This window comes from Ulvibacter sp. 2210JD10-4, assembly GCF_058148525.1.
Window position 1 is genome coordinate 903,219 of sequence record NZ_JBYVJZ010000001.1, and the last position, 16,038, is coordinate 919,256.

Below are 16,038 nucleotides of genomic sequence, written 5' to 3' on the forward strand. Positions count from 1 at the left end.
TTACTGAATTTTAGAACATAAATGACCCGAGATACTTTCATAAAAATTACAAGCATGGCAACCGTTGGGGTTGGTATTCTTCCACAGATATCGTTTATGACATTTCAGGAAAATTTTACACGAGAACAACTCATAGGTAAAGGGAATCCGGACATTACCGGAGATTCTTATACTTCCACCATGCATAAAGAAGTGAAGACAGCATTTCAAAAAATGAAAGCAGCAGCAGCTAAAGAAAATATCAATATTGAAATTGTTTCAGCCTACAGAAGCTTTAGTAGACAAAAAGAAATTTTTGAAGAAAAATACCGGCGTTTTACCGGAGAAGGCCTAGCTCCTTTGCAAGCCATCGAAAAGATTATCGAATATTCAACCATTCCGGGAACTTCCCGCCACCATTGGGGGACCGACATCGACATTATTGATGCAAACGCACCCCGTCCCGAAAGTGTATTGCAGGCGAAACACTTTCATGGTAACGGGCCTTTTTGCAAATTGAAAGATTGGTTGAATGAAAATGCCAATTCCTTTGGCTTTTATGAAGTATATACCAACAACGCCAATCGAAAAGGTTTTAAGTATGAACCCTGGCACTTTAGTTATGCACCTGTTTCGAAACCAATGCTGCAAGCTTATAAAAAATTGAACTTGAGACAAATTCTTTTGGAAGAAAAAATCATGGGTGCCGAACATTTTTCAGAAGCATTTATTTCAAAATACCTTACAGAAAATATTTTAGATATTAATCCCAAATTACTTTAGTAACTTTAAGTCATTAAATTTTAACTATGAGAAGAGGTAGCTGGAAAATAAGAATCTTTATAGGCCTTGCCATTGTAGCTTTTGCCTTTTTTAAAAAATGCTCAAATACCGAAGAAAACCCATATACAGGAAAGGAACAAGCAATATCATTAACCACTGAAGAAGAGATCGCAATTGGACTGCAAAGTGCTCCACAAATGGCACAGGAATATGGTGGTTTACATTCTGACGAACGTATGCAGGCCTATGTTGATATGGTAGGAAATAAGCTAGTGAATAATAGTGTGGCAAGGGACACTCCTTATCAATATGATTTTCATTTACTGGCAGACCAAAATACCGTCAATGCCTTTGCATTGCCTGGTGGGCAAATATTTATCACCTATGCCCTTCTTTCAAAATTGGAAAATGAAGATCAGTTAGCTGGTGTATTGGGTCATGAGATCGGACATGTTCTGGGTCGTCATTCAGCCGAAAGAATAGCAAATAGCGATTTTTGGCAAACTCTTGCTCAGGGAGCTTCAGTTGGTGCCGATGCCGGTGGGTTGGTTTCGGGCATCGGGCAAAATGTATTGTTAGGCAATGGCCGGGGTGATGAATTGGAAAGTGACGATCTGGGAGTTCGGTTTATGATCAAGGCCGGGTACGAACCCCGGGAAATGATCGATGTGATGGAGATCTTAAAAGCTGCCAGTGGTTCAAACCGTGTACCCGAATTTCAAAGTACGCACCCAGACCCGGATAACCGCATTGAAAAAATAAAAGAATCCATTGAAAAATATGGGGGATAAAATAATCCTTAAATCAGTGTTCAAATCCCGCTTAGGCGGGATTTTGTTTTTATCTTTGCAGGATGAATAAAAAAGTCCTTTTACTAATACTAGATGGTTGGGGAATTACTCAGGACCCGGCTGTTTCTGCCATTTCACAAGCCAATACCTCTTTTATAGATTCCTTGTACTCCAACTACCCTAATGCCCAATTATTAACACATGGAATGAATGTAGGATTACCTGAAGGACAGATGGGAAACAGTGAAGTAGGACATATGAATTTAGGTGCCGGACGTATCGTTTATCAGGACCTTGCAAAAGTAAATCTGGCGGTTGAAAACAATACCTTAAAAGATGAGCCGGTTTTAAAGCAAGCCTTTGCATATGCCAAAAAATATAATAAAAGCATTCACTTCCTGGGGTTGGTTTCAGATGGAGGTGTGCATTCACATATTGGCCATTTAAAAGGGTTATTGACTGCTGCAAATGATGAGGGTCTTAAAAATGTATTTGTACACGCCTTTACCGACGGCAGGGATGTCGACCCAAGATCGGGAGTCGGGCATATAAAGGAGCTGCAGGAACACCTTTCAAAAACCACCGGAAAATTGGCTTCGGTAATTGGCAGGTATTATGCAATGGATCGTGATAAACGTTGGGAGCGGGTGAAGAAAGCGTACGATCTGTTGGTCTTCGGAAAAGGAAAAAATTCAGAAAATGCTATTCAAAGTATCAATGAAAGTTATTCCGAAGGAATTACCGATGAATTTATTGAACCTATTGTTCTTACTGAAAATAACAAACCTGTTGCAACCATTTCAGAAAATGATGTTATTATCTTTTTCAATTTCCGCACAGACCGGGGCCGTCAATTGACCGAAGTCCTAACACAACGAGATCACAATGATTTTGGAATGAAAAAGCTTCCCTTGTATTATGTGACACTTACCAATTACGATGATTCGTACAAAGATGTTAAAACTGTTTACAACAAAGAAAATATACAAGATACCCTGGGCGAAGTGTTAGAACAAAATGGAAAAACTCAAATACGTATTTCCGAGACCGAAAAATATCCTCATGTTACCTTCTTCTTTAACGGAGGGCGTGAAGAACCTTTTGAAAGAGAAAAGCGTATTCTTTGCCCTTCACCTAAAGTAGCTACATATGATATGCAACCTGAAATGAGTGCTTATGAAGTAAGAGATAAGATTCTTCCAGAGATTCGTTCGAAAGCAGCCGATTTTATCTGCCTGAATTTTGCTAATCCAGACATGGTAGGACACACCGGGGTTTTTGAAGCAGCAGTAAAAGCATGTGAAACTGTGGATGAGTGTGCCAAAGAAGTAGTTAATGCTGCCAGCGAAAATGGATATGCAACTATCATTTTAGCAGATCACGGGAATAGTGAAACAATGCGCAATCCGGACGGTTCGCCCCATACGGCGCATACAACAAATCCGGTTCCAATAATTGTTGTAGATCACGATGTTGCAATGGTGAAAGAAGGTATTTTAGGCGATATTGCACCCACTGTTTTGAAACTAATGGGTATAGAAAAGCCTGATGCAATGACCCGGGAATCTTTGGTTTAGTTGATATGCCCTTTCTCTCGTAAGATTATACTTTAAAAATGACAATATTCTTCGTATTTTTGCAGTTTTAAAACACGTATGGTTCACGAAACGTATACAATAGCAGTAGATTTTGACGGAACAATTGTCGAAGATGAATATCCAAGAATAGGCAAACCTATGCTCTTCGCTTTTGACACTATGAAAAAGCTTCAGGAAAAAGGACATAGATTGATTCTTTGGACTTATAGAAATGGCAAAGCTTTGGATGATGCAGTTCAGTTTTGTGGGGAAAATGGAATTACTTTTTATGCAGTAAATAAAAGTTTTCCTGAAGAAGAATTTGACCCCAAATACAGCCGAAAAATTAATGCCGATCTTTTTATTGATGATAGAAATATTGGGGGATTAAAAAGCTGGGGGGAAATATATCAAATTTTGATTAGTGAGGAAAAACCTGCCGGTTCAGAATATAAAAAAAGAAAAAAAGGATGGTTTTCCTTTTAAACAAATAGTATGATCATACCAAAGACCAGTGAAGAAATAGAATTAATGCGAGAAGCTGCTTTGATAGTTTCCAAAACATTGGGAATATTAGCCAAAGAAGTAAAACCCGGTGTTACAACGCTTCATTTGGATAAATTGGCTGAAGAATTTATTCGTGACCATGGTGCAGTTCCCGGCTTTTTGGGATTATACGATTTTCCCAATACACTTTGCATGAGCCCCAATGCGCAAGTAGTTCACGGGATTCCAAACAACACACCTTTACAAGAAGGAGATATTATTTCTATTGATTGTGGTGCCGTTAAGAATGATTTTTATGGTGACCATGCTTACACATTTAAAGTGGGTGAGGTTTCTCCTGAAGTGGAAAAACTTCTTAAAGTTACCAAGGAATCGTTGTATATAGGTATTAGAGAATTTAAAGCCGGAAACAGAACGGGAGATGTGGGTTATGCCATTCAGCAATACTGTGAAAGTCACGGTTATGGTGTCGTTCGTGAATTGGTAGGTCATGGTTTGGGAAGAAAAATGCACGAAGACCCTGAAATGCCCAACTATGGAAGACGTGGAAAAGGTAAAAAATTTATAGAAGGAATGACCGTAGCCATTGAACCTATGATCAATTTGAGTACTCGTAGAATTGAGCAACTTCAGGATGGTTGGACCATTCTCACCTTGGACCGAAAACCAAGTGCGCACTTTGAACATAATGTCGCCCTGGTGAATGGAAAACCTGAGTTACTTTCCACATTTGCATATATCTACGAAGCTCTTGGAATTGAAAGTGATGAAGAAAAAGAATTCCGGCAGCAAGAATTGGTATTGTAACTTACCACACAATGCAGAAACTTTTTAAATTTTTTCTGAATTTACTTCCGCGAACTTTACTGATACGAATCAGCTTTGCGGTTCGCCCTATTGTAGCATTCTTTTTAAGAGGAACCAAATATACCGATCCCATTGACGGAAGATCTTTCAGGAAGTTTTTACCGTATGGTTATGAAAAAGTACGGGAAAATGTATTATCTCCCAGCACATTCTCCTTGGAACGTCACAGATTGTTTTGGCTATACTTAAAGAATGAAACTTCTTTCTTTTCAGAAAAACAAAAAGTGCTTCATTTTGCTCCGGAACAAGCATTTTACAAACGTTTTCGTAAAATGAAAAATCTGGAATATACCACAACGGATCTCAACTCACCTATCGCCGATGTAAAAGCAGATATTTGTGATCTCCCCTTTGAGAACAATCTATATGATTTTATTATATGCAATCATGTGCTGGAACATATTCCGGATGACACTAAAGCCATGCAGGAGCTATATCGTGTATTGGCTCCGGGAGGGACTGCAATTTTACAGGTTCCGTATGAGGAGAGTAGAAAAATCACTTTTGAAGATAATAGTATCACAGACCCAAAAGAACGCGCCAGAATATTTGGGCAATACGATCATGTACGTGTCTACGGAATGGATTATTTTGAAAAATTAGAAAGTATTGGATTTAATGTTGAAGCAGTTAATTATACTGAAAACTTTTCGGAAGAAGAAATCGATACATATCGCTTAGCCAAAGGAGAACTACTTCCTGTTTGCAAAAAGTCAGTCAACTAATAGTTTTTCAAAATCTTCTGTCATAAAAACCTGCGCATTATTGAGGGAATCATTATATGTGAGGTATGCATTGATTCCGGAGGTTACTTCCAATAACTGTTTTGACCTTTCAAGTCCCAAAGCCATTAAGACAGTTGCATAAGCATCTGCTTCTCCACATGTATTTGCCACTACAGTTGCGCTTGTAACATCACTTTGCTCTGCAGAACCGGTAAGGGGGTTTAGTGTGTGTACATATTTTTTTCCGGTTAGGGAATCGATTCTGTATTTACGATAATTCCCCGAAGAAGCCATTGCTTTATCTTTCAAAACAATAGTAGCCTGATAGTTTCGGTTTTCCAATTGAGAATCTACTGTTTCAATCCCAACGATCCAAGGCTTCTCTTTTGAAAGGTTCTTTCCCTTAGCTAAAATTTCCCCTCCCAATTCAATTAGATAATCAGTGATTCCCTGTTCCTCCAAATAGCGCCCCAGGCAATCGATTCCGTAACCTTTTGCCACTGCATTAAAATCAAAGTAAATCTCGGGATGCTCTTTCATGATCTTTCCGGAACCCAAAATAGTTACCTTGTTGAAACCTACATATTGCATTAACGAGTCGAGTATTTGCGTATCGATTTCCTTTATGGGTTTTATATCTCCAAATCCGTAAGCATTACGCAATACTCCAATAGTAGGGTCAAAATAACCATGAGAATTTTTATGTATAGTTTCAGAAATACGATATACTTCCTTAAAAATAGCATCTACAACAACCGTAGTATCTCCACGGTTTATTTTTGAAATATCACTATTAGGCATATAAGTACTAACCGATCTATTGACTGTATAAATAACGGAGTCTATACCTTTTTCAGCTTCAAATATTTCAGAGGTATAATACTGAATCGAATACGTAGTTCCAAAAGCATCACCTTGTAATACAATAGCTTGTGGAGTTTCTTCTTTACAAGAAAAAAATAAAATCAGGACGGGAATGAAGTATCGTATTTTCATCTATTTAAAAATTTTCTGCTTAGATCAACCATTGTGCTTTCATAAAATTTCTTGTAAACCATTATATACCATTGTATAGGCTTCATTCTTAATGACTGGTTTTGCGTAATCACTACCATGCCCTAATCCTACTCCTGCATAGTACATTTTTGCTTCAAATTTTAATGCATGTTGTTTGATGGTTTGTATAAAGACCGGGTCGTACACATTGGCATCCTCCGGATATGAAATAGCACGAACAATTACAAAATGTAAGTTCTTATCTTTTAAAGCTACAAACTGTGGATCTTTCTTCAGCTTAGAATTTACCCCCAAAAACTCATATCCTTTTTCTTCTAAATCCTTACCTACAATATTCATAGCCAGATTATGCAATTCCTGTTCAGTAAGCTCTTCTTTCATATATCTTTGAATCGAATAAACTTTGTTTCATTAAAATAATAAGTCGGAATTTCAAGATACGAACCCAACTCCAGTTTGTACCATGGGCTGATTCCGGAATCATTCAAATTCTTTAGAATATGAACGCTTTGTGCCGGTGTATTTCCCTGGGCTAAAATAAACAATTTTTCGCCTTCAGAATTGGTAGCTTTATCTACCACCATTACAACATGCCCTGGACTACCCGGGTAGATCAACATATCCCCAATCTCAACAGCATTTATAGTATTAACAGATGGTAATTCGTTAAATAAGGATTGAGTGCCTGCATACATGTATATAAGGTCTAGATAATTGTAAAAGTTTTCTTTTGAAGAATTTGCCCCGGCTGTTTTCTGAAAAGAAACTTTATTGCCATTAATCTTAGGGCGATACCCTTCAGCATACTTTTTCCAGGAACAATAATGTCCTGAAGTAAAATTAAAGCCGATCTTATCTTTTTCATCATTATCCCAGAGGTATTCTGCCCGTATTCTTATCAATGCATCTGCACATTGTTGCAGCCCATTTTTGGGTACTGGAATTTCCAGAATTCCTACGTGGCCACCTTGGTATATATATGCATTACCATCATAATTAATGATCTTTGCATCAAAAGGTTTTAATGGATATTTCTGAATTGAATTTTGAAAAGTTCCCTCAGCATATATTTCTCGTATGTACCCTTCAGGAACATTAATTCTTTCCAAAATAGTAGTTCCTTTCTCATTTATATAATTAGGAGTAACTACATAACTCAAAGCAATATTTTTAGCTTTCTTTCCTTTTTTTGAAAAGAAGAAAAAACCAATTCCTAAAGCAATTACAACAAATACAATAACTCTCTTCATACCCAAATAACAACTTAAAATGAATTGTTTTATTTTAAGTACGAAATAAAAAACGCCTTCCGGAAATCCTGAAGGCGTTTATGATTTTGAAAAAAATAAGAAGTTAATGCTTCACAACTCTCTTTGTAATCGAACCGTTCTCGGTATGTATTTTTACAAAATAAATCGCTGTTTCTAATGCTGAAACATCTATCTGATAGCTTCCTTCTTTATTAACGGCAGCCCGGTTCACTACTCTGCCTCTAACATCATATACTTCGATATCAGTGATTGGTATTTGTGGAGATACAATGTTCAAAATATTTTTCGTAGGGTTTGGAAAAACAACTATACTTTTCAGATTATTATCAACGTTACCCAAGACTACCTCATCTTCAAACATCAAAGTAAACCTTTGATTGAAAACTCCTTTACCACTTTTAAATTCATAATTACCATTACTTAAGTTATGGATCACATTTTCTTGATTATCTACTAAGAATACAGTTGTGTTGCTTAGATTAATTCCCTCTATTTCAGCAATAGAAATAATATAAAAAGTTTCCGCATCCACCTGGCTAGCAAAGCCCATTGAAATCTTTGTACTACTGTCAAAAACTTCTCTACTTTGAATTCCAAGTTGCTTTGTTTCATTTTCTAAATGTGAGTATAATGAAATCGTCGTAGCTAAACGTTCTGCATCATATTTTGAATCCAGTCCTGAAGTTGCCAACGGGTTAAATGCAACCAATGTATAACTTCCAATACCATAGTGTTCGTTTCGTACTTTCAATAGTATTTTTTCTATATCCACAGAATTTCTTAGGGTAGTATTCCCGGTCGTCAAACGCATACTATTTTTAAAAGTAACTGCAGAGGTAAGGTTTGAAGTAATCTTTACTCCAAAACCCTGTCCTGTAGCAATAACTCCATTAGGAGTTGTTGTTGCTGTTCCATCATTAGCTGCCGGTAAGGCACCTCCGTCTATGTACATGGAAATATCATCCATAGAGAAATTGATGCTCCCGGCTCCCGGGGTACTAGGATTGGGAGGGGTTAAATGTTCCCAGAAATAAACTCTATCTACCAAAGCATTATCGCTTATGAATTGAGAGGCAGAAATCGCTGAAGGATATGGATTGGCTAATGCATTTGGTGTACCGTCTGGATTAGTCCCAGCTCCATTATAAACGACCGTTCTCGTTACATCTCCATTATTTAAGGTGCCTTGGGTATAGGTCATATCAAAGGTGGTATTAGCGGGATCTGTGTATCCGGATTGAGGCCGAACAATATATCCTTCCCCCACATTGATGGGTCCACTGGCAAAAGAGTTCCAGAAATCATTATTATCATCCGCAAAATTGGTTCCTCCGGCAGGGACTCCAGGATGGGGTAAAAAGTTAGCAGGAGTATGCTCTAATACCAAGAAGGCACTGTTGTATACATCGGTGCGGGTTTCAGCACTCATCGGGCTTCCCAGTACCATAAAGTCACGGGTCTGTAATACGGGAGTAGTTAGTTCTACATTAATCGTAGCACTAGCTCCTTTTGTAACCATTGCATTAGAATTAGTTTGTACCACACTGCCTTGATGTTCAACCACTAAGTTTCCATTAACAGTAATATTTCCATATATATCTATGAAACTATTAGCTGGAATGGTAAGGGTTGCTCCCAGGTTAATGGTAAGGTCACAGGCAACAATGTCTCCATCCGTATCAGTATCGTAAGGTCCTGCAATCACTACGGAATTTGAGATATCTGGTACTCCTGTTGGACTCCAAGAAGAACCATTCCAGGTCTTAACACTTCCCGGACAAGAAACAAATGCGCCTGCCGGGCCAAATAAATAGGTTCCTTCCAATCCGGTAAAAGTTCCGGTTAAAGTAACATTAGAAGCAAAAGAGCCGATCGTTAATGTCGATGTTTCGTTTAACGCTCCTCCAATATACCTTCCGGAAGTTAAAAGGTTTCTAGATAAACCAGTTGCTGCTTCCCATCCTGCAATTTCAGCTTCCGTAAAATAAAACGTAATTCCTGTACTTCCCGACCCGGTTACAAATGTGGGAGTAATATCGAATGTCTTATCCATTGCTAAATTAGGAGAAGAAGTTCCGTTGTTAGATTGAGCCCCTGTTCCTGCTCTGGATACTGAAACATCTACACAACCAAAATCATGTGTATTGCTGTTAGTAATATCCAGCATTACATCGCCCGAAGCACTATCTGAAGTATACATGGTTCCTGTACCCGGCATATCAATCAGATCATTTGTAGTTCCAGTGTTTACAGCAGTTTGCACAGGGCTTTCAATAGTTACTGTAATGTCAAGGGCATCAAAAAACAGAAGTCCGTTATTAGCAGAAGAATTATAATGCCTGATCACAAAGTAACCTGTTTGCCCGGCTAGCGTGGTATTATTAACTGTTCTGACATCTCCAACATTTGCAGTTGCGTTGCGTTCTTCAAGTATGGTTCCCGTATCAATTGTTGCATATGATGAGATATCTGTTGTCCATTGAAGCCTGTAATGCTCTATATCATTATATCCGGCTACGGAAAAAGTAAATGCAGTATTGATAGCACCAGCCGGTATAGTCATTTGCGGACTAACAAGATAATTATTGGCATTTGCAGAACCTGACCCTCCTAATACTGTAAGGTCCGTTTCCGATGCAGCAAACTGTCCTGAAAATCCTGTTAAACCTCCGGAGGTAAAAGAAATTGACTTCCATGCGTCTCCATCTCCATCCCTGTCCAAATTTAACCAACCGGTCCAATCTTCAAAATCTTCGGTCAATAAGGTAATATCTTGTGTACTTGCCGGAGCAACATCATCATCATTAATAGTGATCTTCAACGAATCTGCGCTTGTATTTGCCGTAGCATCTCCGCCATTGGCATTGACTGTAAAGTCAATAATTATCGTTTCCGGGATTTCAACAAAACCGTCATGATATACACGCACTGTAATATTTTGGGCTGCTGTCTGACCTTGCAAAAAAGTAACAGAGCTTGTCATAAGATCAAAATCAACTCCATTAGTTGCTGTTCCACCAGCTACTGTAAAAGTGACATCTGCATTTTGAGATGGAGCCATAGCAATATTAACAGGCATAATTACATCCGTGAAACTACAATCGGTCTGCTCGGTAGTAATTGTTGTAATGGAATTATAAGAGATCTCCGGGGAAGTAACTGAAATAATTCCTCCGGTTACTATCAGTGAAAAGTCCTGTGATCCTCCCGAGAGTGTTCCTTTATGTGTTACAGTAAGAGTATATTGACCTGAAGCACTACTAATATCAATTCTTTCATAAGGATCCACATTATTATCTCCGGTTCCATTAGTAGTAACTCCTGTTAGCCTCCAGGGAGTAAAAGAAGTTCCATTATCCAATCTAATATCTAAGTCGTTTACTAATGCCGGAGTATTACTATTTGTACCATTATTAATTGTTCCGGCTGGATCTGTCCAGGAAATGGAAGCCAATAAAGGATTCACACCATCTGCCTGAATAGTTACCTGATAGGTCTGTCCTTGAGAAAGTGTTAACTCGGAAATAATCGCACTGGTTGGTGCTGCTGCAATTGTTTCGGCAGCTGCTTTTGCATTTAGTAAACCCCATCCATTTTGCGCATCAGGCCCTGCCGGAGATACATCATCTGCAGTGTGCAATGCCAAGCCTTTAAGCGTAGCGGCTCTCATAAATGCGCCATGAATATCAAAATAATAATCCTGAAGCAATAAAAGTGTTCCTGTCACATTAGGAGCAGACATCGATGTCCCAGATATGGTCCCATATGCACTATCACTTCCATCAAAAGTTGATGTTAGTAAAGTCCCATTCCCCATAATATCAGGCTTAATACGGTAATCATCTGTTGGGCCTTCACTACTACCTGGGTTCCTTGTTACCGACACCAGGTTTCCACTTCCATCTATACTTGCATCCTCACCATTGGCAATTACTAAATTGTTTTTTGCTGTAGAGGTTCCACTTAATTTATCATAGGCAGACTGTCCATCTAATGGTAATGCATTAGATGAATTATCCTCTCCATCATTACCTGCAGAATTTACCATCAAATAATACGGTGCATTGTACATTAAGTTATCCCACTCCTGAGCATCAGAACCATATTGACCAAACCATGAATCGTTAATCAATGATGCCCTAAAGCCATATGAGTGATTTGATAAAAGCATCCCGGATGAGGCTTCTGCAGTTGCTTCCGAAAGGTCACTGTTCCAATCGTGGGTTAAAGCATCTGCTTTCCATGCCATTCCTTTGGCTGCTGCCGAAAACCCTGACGCTACTATAGTACCTGTAACGTGTTGCGCATGAAAGCTGTTAGAATTGAGCGTTGTAACCCCATCATTGATAGTTACCCGGTTCGTCCCTCCCGCACCGTCAAATTCCTGATGCGAAGGCCTTGTTGGCCCACCATCCCACACATAGGCAGTTAGGCCGTCACCGTCTATTGTTAAACCAAGACCTCCCCCGGTATTTAGATAATTAGTACGTGTGGAAACTGAAGCATCTGCATTATCAAGGGTATAATAAACAGGTGTGCCATATGCCGTTATGCGCTGAAGTTCATCAAAAGAACCATCATCGTTATATTTTTTTACTGGTATATTGTTAATCAATGCATAGGCAACAGCAGCTTCCTTTTCTTCTGTTTGTCTTACGCTATACTGATCATATAATTCAGCTAATTTAATTTGATTGTAGCTATCAACAATTGCTTGGATTTGTTCTGAATACTTTGTAGCATCTTCTTTTATTTGGGCAGTGCCCATAAAAAAAGATAGTAGAAACAAGGATAAAATAATTTTTTTCATAAGATTAAAGAGTATTGGGGGGCTTTACTATTATATCATAAATACTATATAACTTGGTCAAAAATAGTATTTTATCGGAAAAATGCAACATTTAATCGATGAAAATATCATTTTACCGATTAAAAACATGTTCTTTATAAAAGTACTGAATAAAAAAGCCGTTTCAAAGTATTGAAACGGCTTTAATTATCTTATAGTTAGCTAATTATCCTCCAAAATCATCAAAACGTATATTTTCATCAGGGATACCGAAATCTTCTCCCATTTTCTGAACTGCCTGATTCATTAACGGTGGGCCACAGAAATACAATTCTATATCTTCTGGAGATTCATGATGGTTTAAATAGTTGTCTATCACTACTTGGTGGATGAAACCAACAAAGCCATCCCCTTCATCATTGATATCGTTCTTCACTTTCCAGTTATCTTCTTCCATAGGTTCAGAAAGTGCCATATAGAATTTAAAATTTGGAAAGTCTTTCTCCAAATTACGGAAATGATCTATGTAAAATAACTCTCTTTTGGAACGTCCCCCATACCAATAGGTTACTTTACGTCCCGTTTTCAAAGTTCTGAATAAGTGGTACAAATGCGAACGCATAGGTGCCATTCCGGCTCCTCCTCCAACATACAACATCTCTGAATCTGATGGATTGATAAAAAATTCTCCGTAAGGTCCTGAAATGATTACTTTATCTCCTTTTTTACAGTTGAAGATATAAGAAGATGCAATACCCGGATTTACACTCATCCATTGATTTTTTGCACGATCCCAAGGTGGAGTTGCAACACGTACGTTCAACATAATCTCACGACCTTCTGCAGGGTAAGATGCCATAGAATAGGCTCTCTCTACCGTTTCTGTATTTTTCATCACCAATGGCCAAAGTCCAAATTTGTCCCATTCGGCTTTAAACTTATCCGGTGTATCATGTTCTTCAGGATGCGCTGTGATGTCCATATCTTCAAACTTCACTTCACACGGAGGAATTTCTATTTGAATGTAGCCTCCAGCTTTGTAATTCATATCCTCAGGAATTTCAACTACAAACTCTTTAATAAATGATGCTACGTTGTAGTTTCTCACTACAGTCGCTTCCCACTTTTTAATTCCGAAGACTTCTTCAGGAATATGAATATTCATATCCTGTTTAACTTTTACCTGACACGATAAACGTGCTCCATCTTTTAACTCTTTACGTGTAAAGTGAGGTGTTTCTGTAGGTAGGGCCTCTCCCCCTCCTTCCAAAACATGGCATTCACATTGAATACATGTTCCACCACCTCCACAAGCAGATGGGAGAAATATCTTTTGATTTCCTAAAGTTGAAAGCAATGTCCCGCCGGATTCCACCTCAATTACTTTTTCATCATTAATGGTAATTTTCACAGGGCCCGAAGGTGATAATTTTTGTTTTGTAAAAAGTAATAGCGCAACTAAAAGCAAGGTTAAAACCAAAAAGGCCAGTACTGTTGCAATTATGACGCCAAATGTGCTTGCTGCTAAAAACATATTATTCTTGTGTTATTTCTGAAACTTGGACTGTTTCGTTTGATGCAATATTTTCTGTATTACTTTCTGAAGAATTTTTCACCTGTGCAGTTTTTACTTCAGAAACCTTAGCTTCTTCGTCTCCTCCGGTTAGCATTCCACCAAAGCTCATAAATCCAATTGCCATTAAACCGGTAATAATAAAAGTAATCCCTAAACCACGTAAAGGTGGCGGAACATTACTATATCTAATTTTCTCACGTATCGCTGCAATAGCTACAATTGCTAGAAACCACCCTATTCCAGAACTAAAGCCATAATTAAGTGCCAAGGTGAAACTTTCAATATCTCTGGACTGCATAAAGAGTGAACCTCCTAAAATTGCACAGTTTACAGCAATTAACGGAAGAAAGATTCCTAATGAGTTGTATAATGCCGGTGAAAATTTCTCTACAATAATCTCTACCAATTGTACCATTGTTGCAATGGTTGCAATAAATAGAATAAAGGATAAGAAACTAAGGTCATAATCTGCATAACCTTCACCCAACCATACTAATGCGCCTTCTCGCAATATGTATTGATCCAACAACCAGTTTAACGGTACTGTTACCGTTAATACGAAGATCACCGCAGCTCCTAAACCAACTGCAGTACTTACTTTTTTGGAAACAGCCAGATAAGAACACATTCCCAGGAAATATGCAAATACCATGTTATCTACAAAAACCGATTTAAAAAATAATTCTAAATGCTCCATATATTTTTAGTATTTAGTATTCAGTTACTTCTGCTAACTGAAAGCTGCCAACTGCTATTAGTTCTCTTCAATTAAATCTTTATTTTTACTACGTTGTGCCCAGATAATTAACCCTACTACGATCAAAGCCATAGGAGGCAATACCATAAATCCATTGTTCTCATAACCAATTGCATACAGGCCGGATTTTTCAACAGGGTCTCCTAATACTTTAAACCCGAATAAAGTTCCTGAGCCTAACAACTCTCTAAAAAAGCCTACAATTATCAATATGACTCCATACCCGGCTGCATTTCCAATTCCGTCTAAGAACGATTTCCACGGTCCATTACCTAACGCAAAGGCTTCAAAACGTCCCATAATGATACAGTTTGTGATAATCAAACCAATAAATACAGAGAGCTCTTTACTTAATTCATACGCAAAAGCTTTCAGTACCTGATCCACAATAATAACCAAGGTTGCCACTACGATCAATTGAACGATAATCCTAATTTTTGAAGGGATGATATTCCGCATAAGGGAAATAACCACATTCCCAACTCCCAGAACAAACACTACCGAGATCGCCATTACTATAGATGGCTTTAGTTGTGCTGTAATAGCCAAAGCTGAACAAATCCCTAATACCTGAATAGTAATTGGGTTGTTATCTGCTAAAGGGTCTAATATTAATTTACTGTCTTTCTTTGATAATAGTCCCATAGCTTATTGGTTTAATTTTTTAAAGTAAGGCACGTACATTCTAATATCTTTTTTGAGCATTGCCGAAACTCCATCACCAGTAATAGTGGCTCCGGCTAAAGCATCTACTTCATTATCACTTGTATCTGTATTTTTGGGATCGTTATTACCTTTGGCAACTTTAATACCTACAAAGGTATTTTCATCCAAGAATTTTTCCCCGGAAAAGTCGTCCATAAAATAACGTTGTTTGATCTCGGCTCCCAGTCCTGGGGTCTCTCCTTTATGATCAAAGTAGACACCTTGGATCGTCATGGTTTTATCTACTGCAACAAATCCCCAAATAGCATCCCAAAGTCCTTTTCCTCTAACGGGAATGACATATACTTCTTTCCCATCTTTCTTTCCTACAAATAAGGGTAACCTTCTGGTATAATTTGGATCCTTCGCTTTCGTCGTTTCTTTTTTGAGGTCAATTAAAAAAGCCTGATCATCTTCAGAAACTTTATCACCTTCAATAACTAATTGTTTTGTGATGTATTTTTTAAACTCATCTTCAACTCTATTTGTAGGTATAAAGTTAACATCATTAGGCCCTTCATTATCGTTGACACCCATTGCATACAAGATATTTTGTTGCTTTTCGTATCGCTCATTTGCTTTTATCAAAGGTTTCAACCCACTGGCAAATCCTGCCAATAGTGAACCTACAACTATAACCATAATGATGGCGAAGATGATAGTGTAGCTATTTTTATCTGTGTTAATTGCCATT

At 38.0% G+C, this 16,038-nt stretch carries 14 protein-coding genes; 6 read left to right on the forward strand and 8 right to left on the reverse strand.

Annotated elements, in window-relative coordinates:
• Window positions 1-54: 54 nt before the first annotated feature.
• The 6 genes from ACY2RT_RS04515 (at window position 55) to ACY2RT_RS04540 (ending at window position 5,229) form a co-directional block, all read left to right on the forward strand.
• The gene (locus tag ACY2RT_RS04515) at window positions 55-762 is read left to right on the forward strand and encodes a M15 family metallopeptidase (RefSeq protein ID WP_490154687.1); all 708 of its coding nucleotides are present in this window, start codon (window positions 55-57) and stop codon (window positions 760-762) included.
• A 26-nt stretch (window positions 763-788) separates the two neighbouring features.
• Window positions 789-1,553 (forward strand): M48 family metalloprotease, encoded by a 765-nt coding sequence (locus ACY2RT_RS04520; RefSeq protein ID WP_490154688.1) that lies wholly within the window; start codon window positions 789-791, stop codon window positions 1,551-1,553.
• Between the two features lie 62 nt (window positions 1,554-1,615).
• Entirely contained in the window at window positions 1,616-3,130 is a 1,515-nt protein-coding gene (gene gpmI / locus ACY2RT_RS04525) for a 2,3-bisphosphoglycerate-independent phosphoglycerate mutase (protein WP_490154689.1), read from the forward strand.
• A 78-nt stretch (window positions 3,131-3,208) separates the two neighbouring features.
• Entirely contained in the window at window positions 3,209-3,616 is a 408-nt protein-coding gene (locus tag ACY2RT_RS04530) for a BT0820 family HAD-type phosphatase (RefSeq protein ID WP_490154690.1), read from the forward strand.
• Window positions 3,617-3,625: 9 nt separating this feature from the next.
• On the forward strand, window positions 3,626-4,444 hold the full coding sequence (map, locus tag ACY2RT_RS04535) for a type I methionyl aminopeptidase (protein WP_490154691.1): 819 nt from the start codon (window positions 3,626-3,628) through the stop codon (window positions 4,442-4,444).
• An 11-nt stretch (window positions 4,445-4,455) separates the two neighbouring features.
• Window positions 4,456-5,229 carry a methyltransferase domain-containing protein gene (locus tag ACY2RT_RS04540; RefSeq protein WP_490154692.1) on the forward strand — a complete coding sequence of 258 codons (774 nt, stop codon included), beginning with the start codon at window positions 4,456-4,458 and terminating at the stop codon, window positions 5,227-5,229.
• Here the strand turns inward: ACY2RT_RS04540 and ACY2RT_RS04545 are convergent.
• The 8 genes from ACY2RT_RS04545 to ACY2RT_RS04580 form a co-directional block, all read right to left on the reverse strand.
• Window positions 5,218-6,225: an FAD:protein FMN transferase gene (locus ACY2RT_RS04545; protein WP_490154693.1), complete on the reverse strand. Its 1,008-nt coding sequence runs from the start codon at window positions 6,223-6,225 to the stop codon at window positions 5,218-5,220. The two genes, ACY2RT_RS04540 and ACY2RT_RS04545, sit on opposite strands and share 12 nt — an antisense overlap.
• Before the next feature lie 39 nt (window positions 6,226-6,264).
• Window positions 6,265-6,627: a DUF8840 domain-containing protein gene (locus ACY2RT_RS04550; RefSeq protein WP_490154694.1), complete on the reverse strand. Its 363-nt coding sequence runs from the start codon at window positions 6,625-6,627 to the stop codon at window positions 6,265-6,267.
• Complete coding sequence (locus ACY2RT_RS04555; RefSeq protein ID WP_490154695.1) at window positions 6,624-7,496, reverse strand: DUF4846 domain-containing protein; 873 nt, start codon at window positions 7,494-7,496, stop codon at window positions 6,624-6,626. The genes ACY2RT_RS04550 and ACY2RT_RS04555 overlap by 4 nt, the downstream gene beginning before the upstream one ends.
• Window positions 7,497-7,599: 103 nt before the next feature.
• Entirely contained in the window at window positions 7,600-12,327 is a 4,728-nt protein-coding gene (locus tag ACY2RT_RS04560; protein WP_490154696.1) for a DUF8693 domain-containing protein, read from the reverse strand.
• Window positions 12,328-12,532: 205 nt separating this feature from the next.
• Window positions 12,533-13,840, reverse strand: coding sequence for an NADH:ubiquinone reductase (Na(+)-transporting) subunit F (gene nqrF / locus ACY2RT_RS04565; RefSeq protein ID WP_490154697.1), 1,308 nt, complete (start codon window positions 13,838-13,840; stop codon window positions 12,533-12,535).
• Window position 13,841: 1 nt separating this feature from the next.
• Window positions 13,842-14,579, reverse strand: a complete 738-nt coding sequence (nqrE, locus tag ACY2RT_RS04570; protein ID WP_490154698.1) for an NADH:ubiquinone reductase (Na(+)-transporting) subunit E — start codon at window positions 14,577-14,579, stop codon at window positions 13,842-13,844.
• Window positions 14,580-14,636: 57 nt separating this feature from the next.
• A complete protein-coding gene (locus ACY2RT_RS04575) occupies window positions 14,637-15,284 on the reverse strand; it encodes an NADH:ubiquinone reductase (Na(+)-transporting) subunit D (RefSeq protein WP_490154699.1) in 648 nt (215 codons plus the stop codon).
• A gap of 3 nt (window positions 15,285-15,287) precedes the next feature.
• Complete coding sequence (locus tag ACY2RT_RS04580; protein WP_490154700.1) at window positions 15,288-16,037, reverse strand: Na(+)-translocating NADH-quinone reductase subunit C; 750 nt, start codon at window positions 16,035-16,037, stop codon at window positions 15,288-15,290.
• Window position 16,038 lies beyond the last annotated feature (1 nt).

Bases quoted from the DNA above. Each gene is read 5' to 3' on its own strand.
- ACY2RT_RS04515 (WP_490154687.1), top strand. From the start codon at position 55: ATGGCAACCGTTGGGGTTGGTATTCTTCCACAGATATCGTTTATGACA.
- ACY2RT_RS04520 (WP_490154688.1), top strand. From the start codon at position 789: ATGAGAAGAGGTAGCTGGAAAATAAGAATCTTTATAGGCCTTGCCATT.
- gpmI (WP_490154689.1), top strand. From the start codon at position 1,616: ATGAATAAAAAAGTCCTTTTACTAATACTAGATGGTTGGGGAATTACT.
- ACY2RT_RS04530 (WP_490154690.1), top strand. From the start codon at position 3,209: ATGGTTCACGAAACGTATACAATAGCAGTAGATTTTGACGGAACAATT.
- map (WP_490154691.1), top strand. From the start codon at position 3,626: ATGATCATACCAAAGACCAGTGAAGAAATAGAATTAATGCGAGAAGCT.
- ACY2RT_RS04540 (WP_490154692.1), top strand. From the start codon at position 4,456: ATGCAGAAACTTTTTAAATTTTTTCTGAATTTACTTCCGCGAACTTTA.
- ACY2RT_RS04545 (WP_490154693.1), bottom strand. From the start codon at position 6,225: ATGAAAATACGATACTTCATTCCCGTCCTGATTTTATTTTTTTCTTGT.
- ACY2RT_RS04550 (WP_490154694.1), bottom strand. From the start codon at position 6,627: ATGAAAGAAGAGCTTACTGAACAGGAATTGCATAATCTGGCTATGAAT.
- ACY2RT_RS04555 (WP_490154695.1), bottom strand. From the start codon at position 7,496: ATGAAGAGAGTTATTGTATTTGTTGTAATTGCTTTAGGAATTGGTTTT.
- ACY2RT_RS04560 (WP_490154696.1), bottom strand. From the start codon at position 12,327: ATGAAAAAAATTATTTTATCCTTGTTTCTACTATCTTTTTTTATGGGC.
- nqrF (WP_490154697.1), bottom strand. From the start codon at position 13,840: ATGTTTTTAGCAGCAAGCACATTTGGCGTCATAATTGCAACAGTACTG.
- nqrE (WP_490154698.1), bottom strand. From the start codon at position 14,579: ATGGAGCATTTAGAATTATTTTTTAAATCGGTTTTTGTAGATAACATG.
- ACY2RT_RS04575 (WP_490154699.1), bottom strand. From the start codon at position 15,284: ATGGGACTATTATCAAAGAAAGACAGTAAATTAATATTAGACCCTTTA.
- ACY2RT_RS04580 (WP_490154700.1), bottom strand. From the start codon at position 16,037: ATGGCAATTAACACAGATAAAAATAGCTACACTATCATCTTCGCCATC.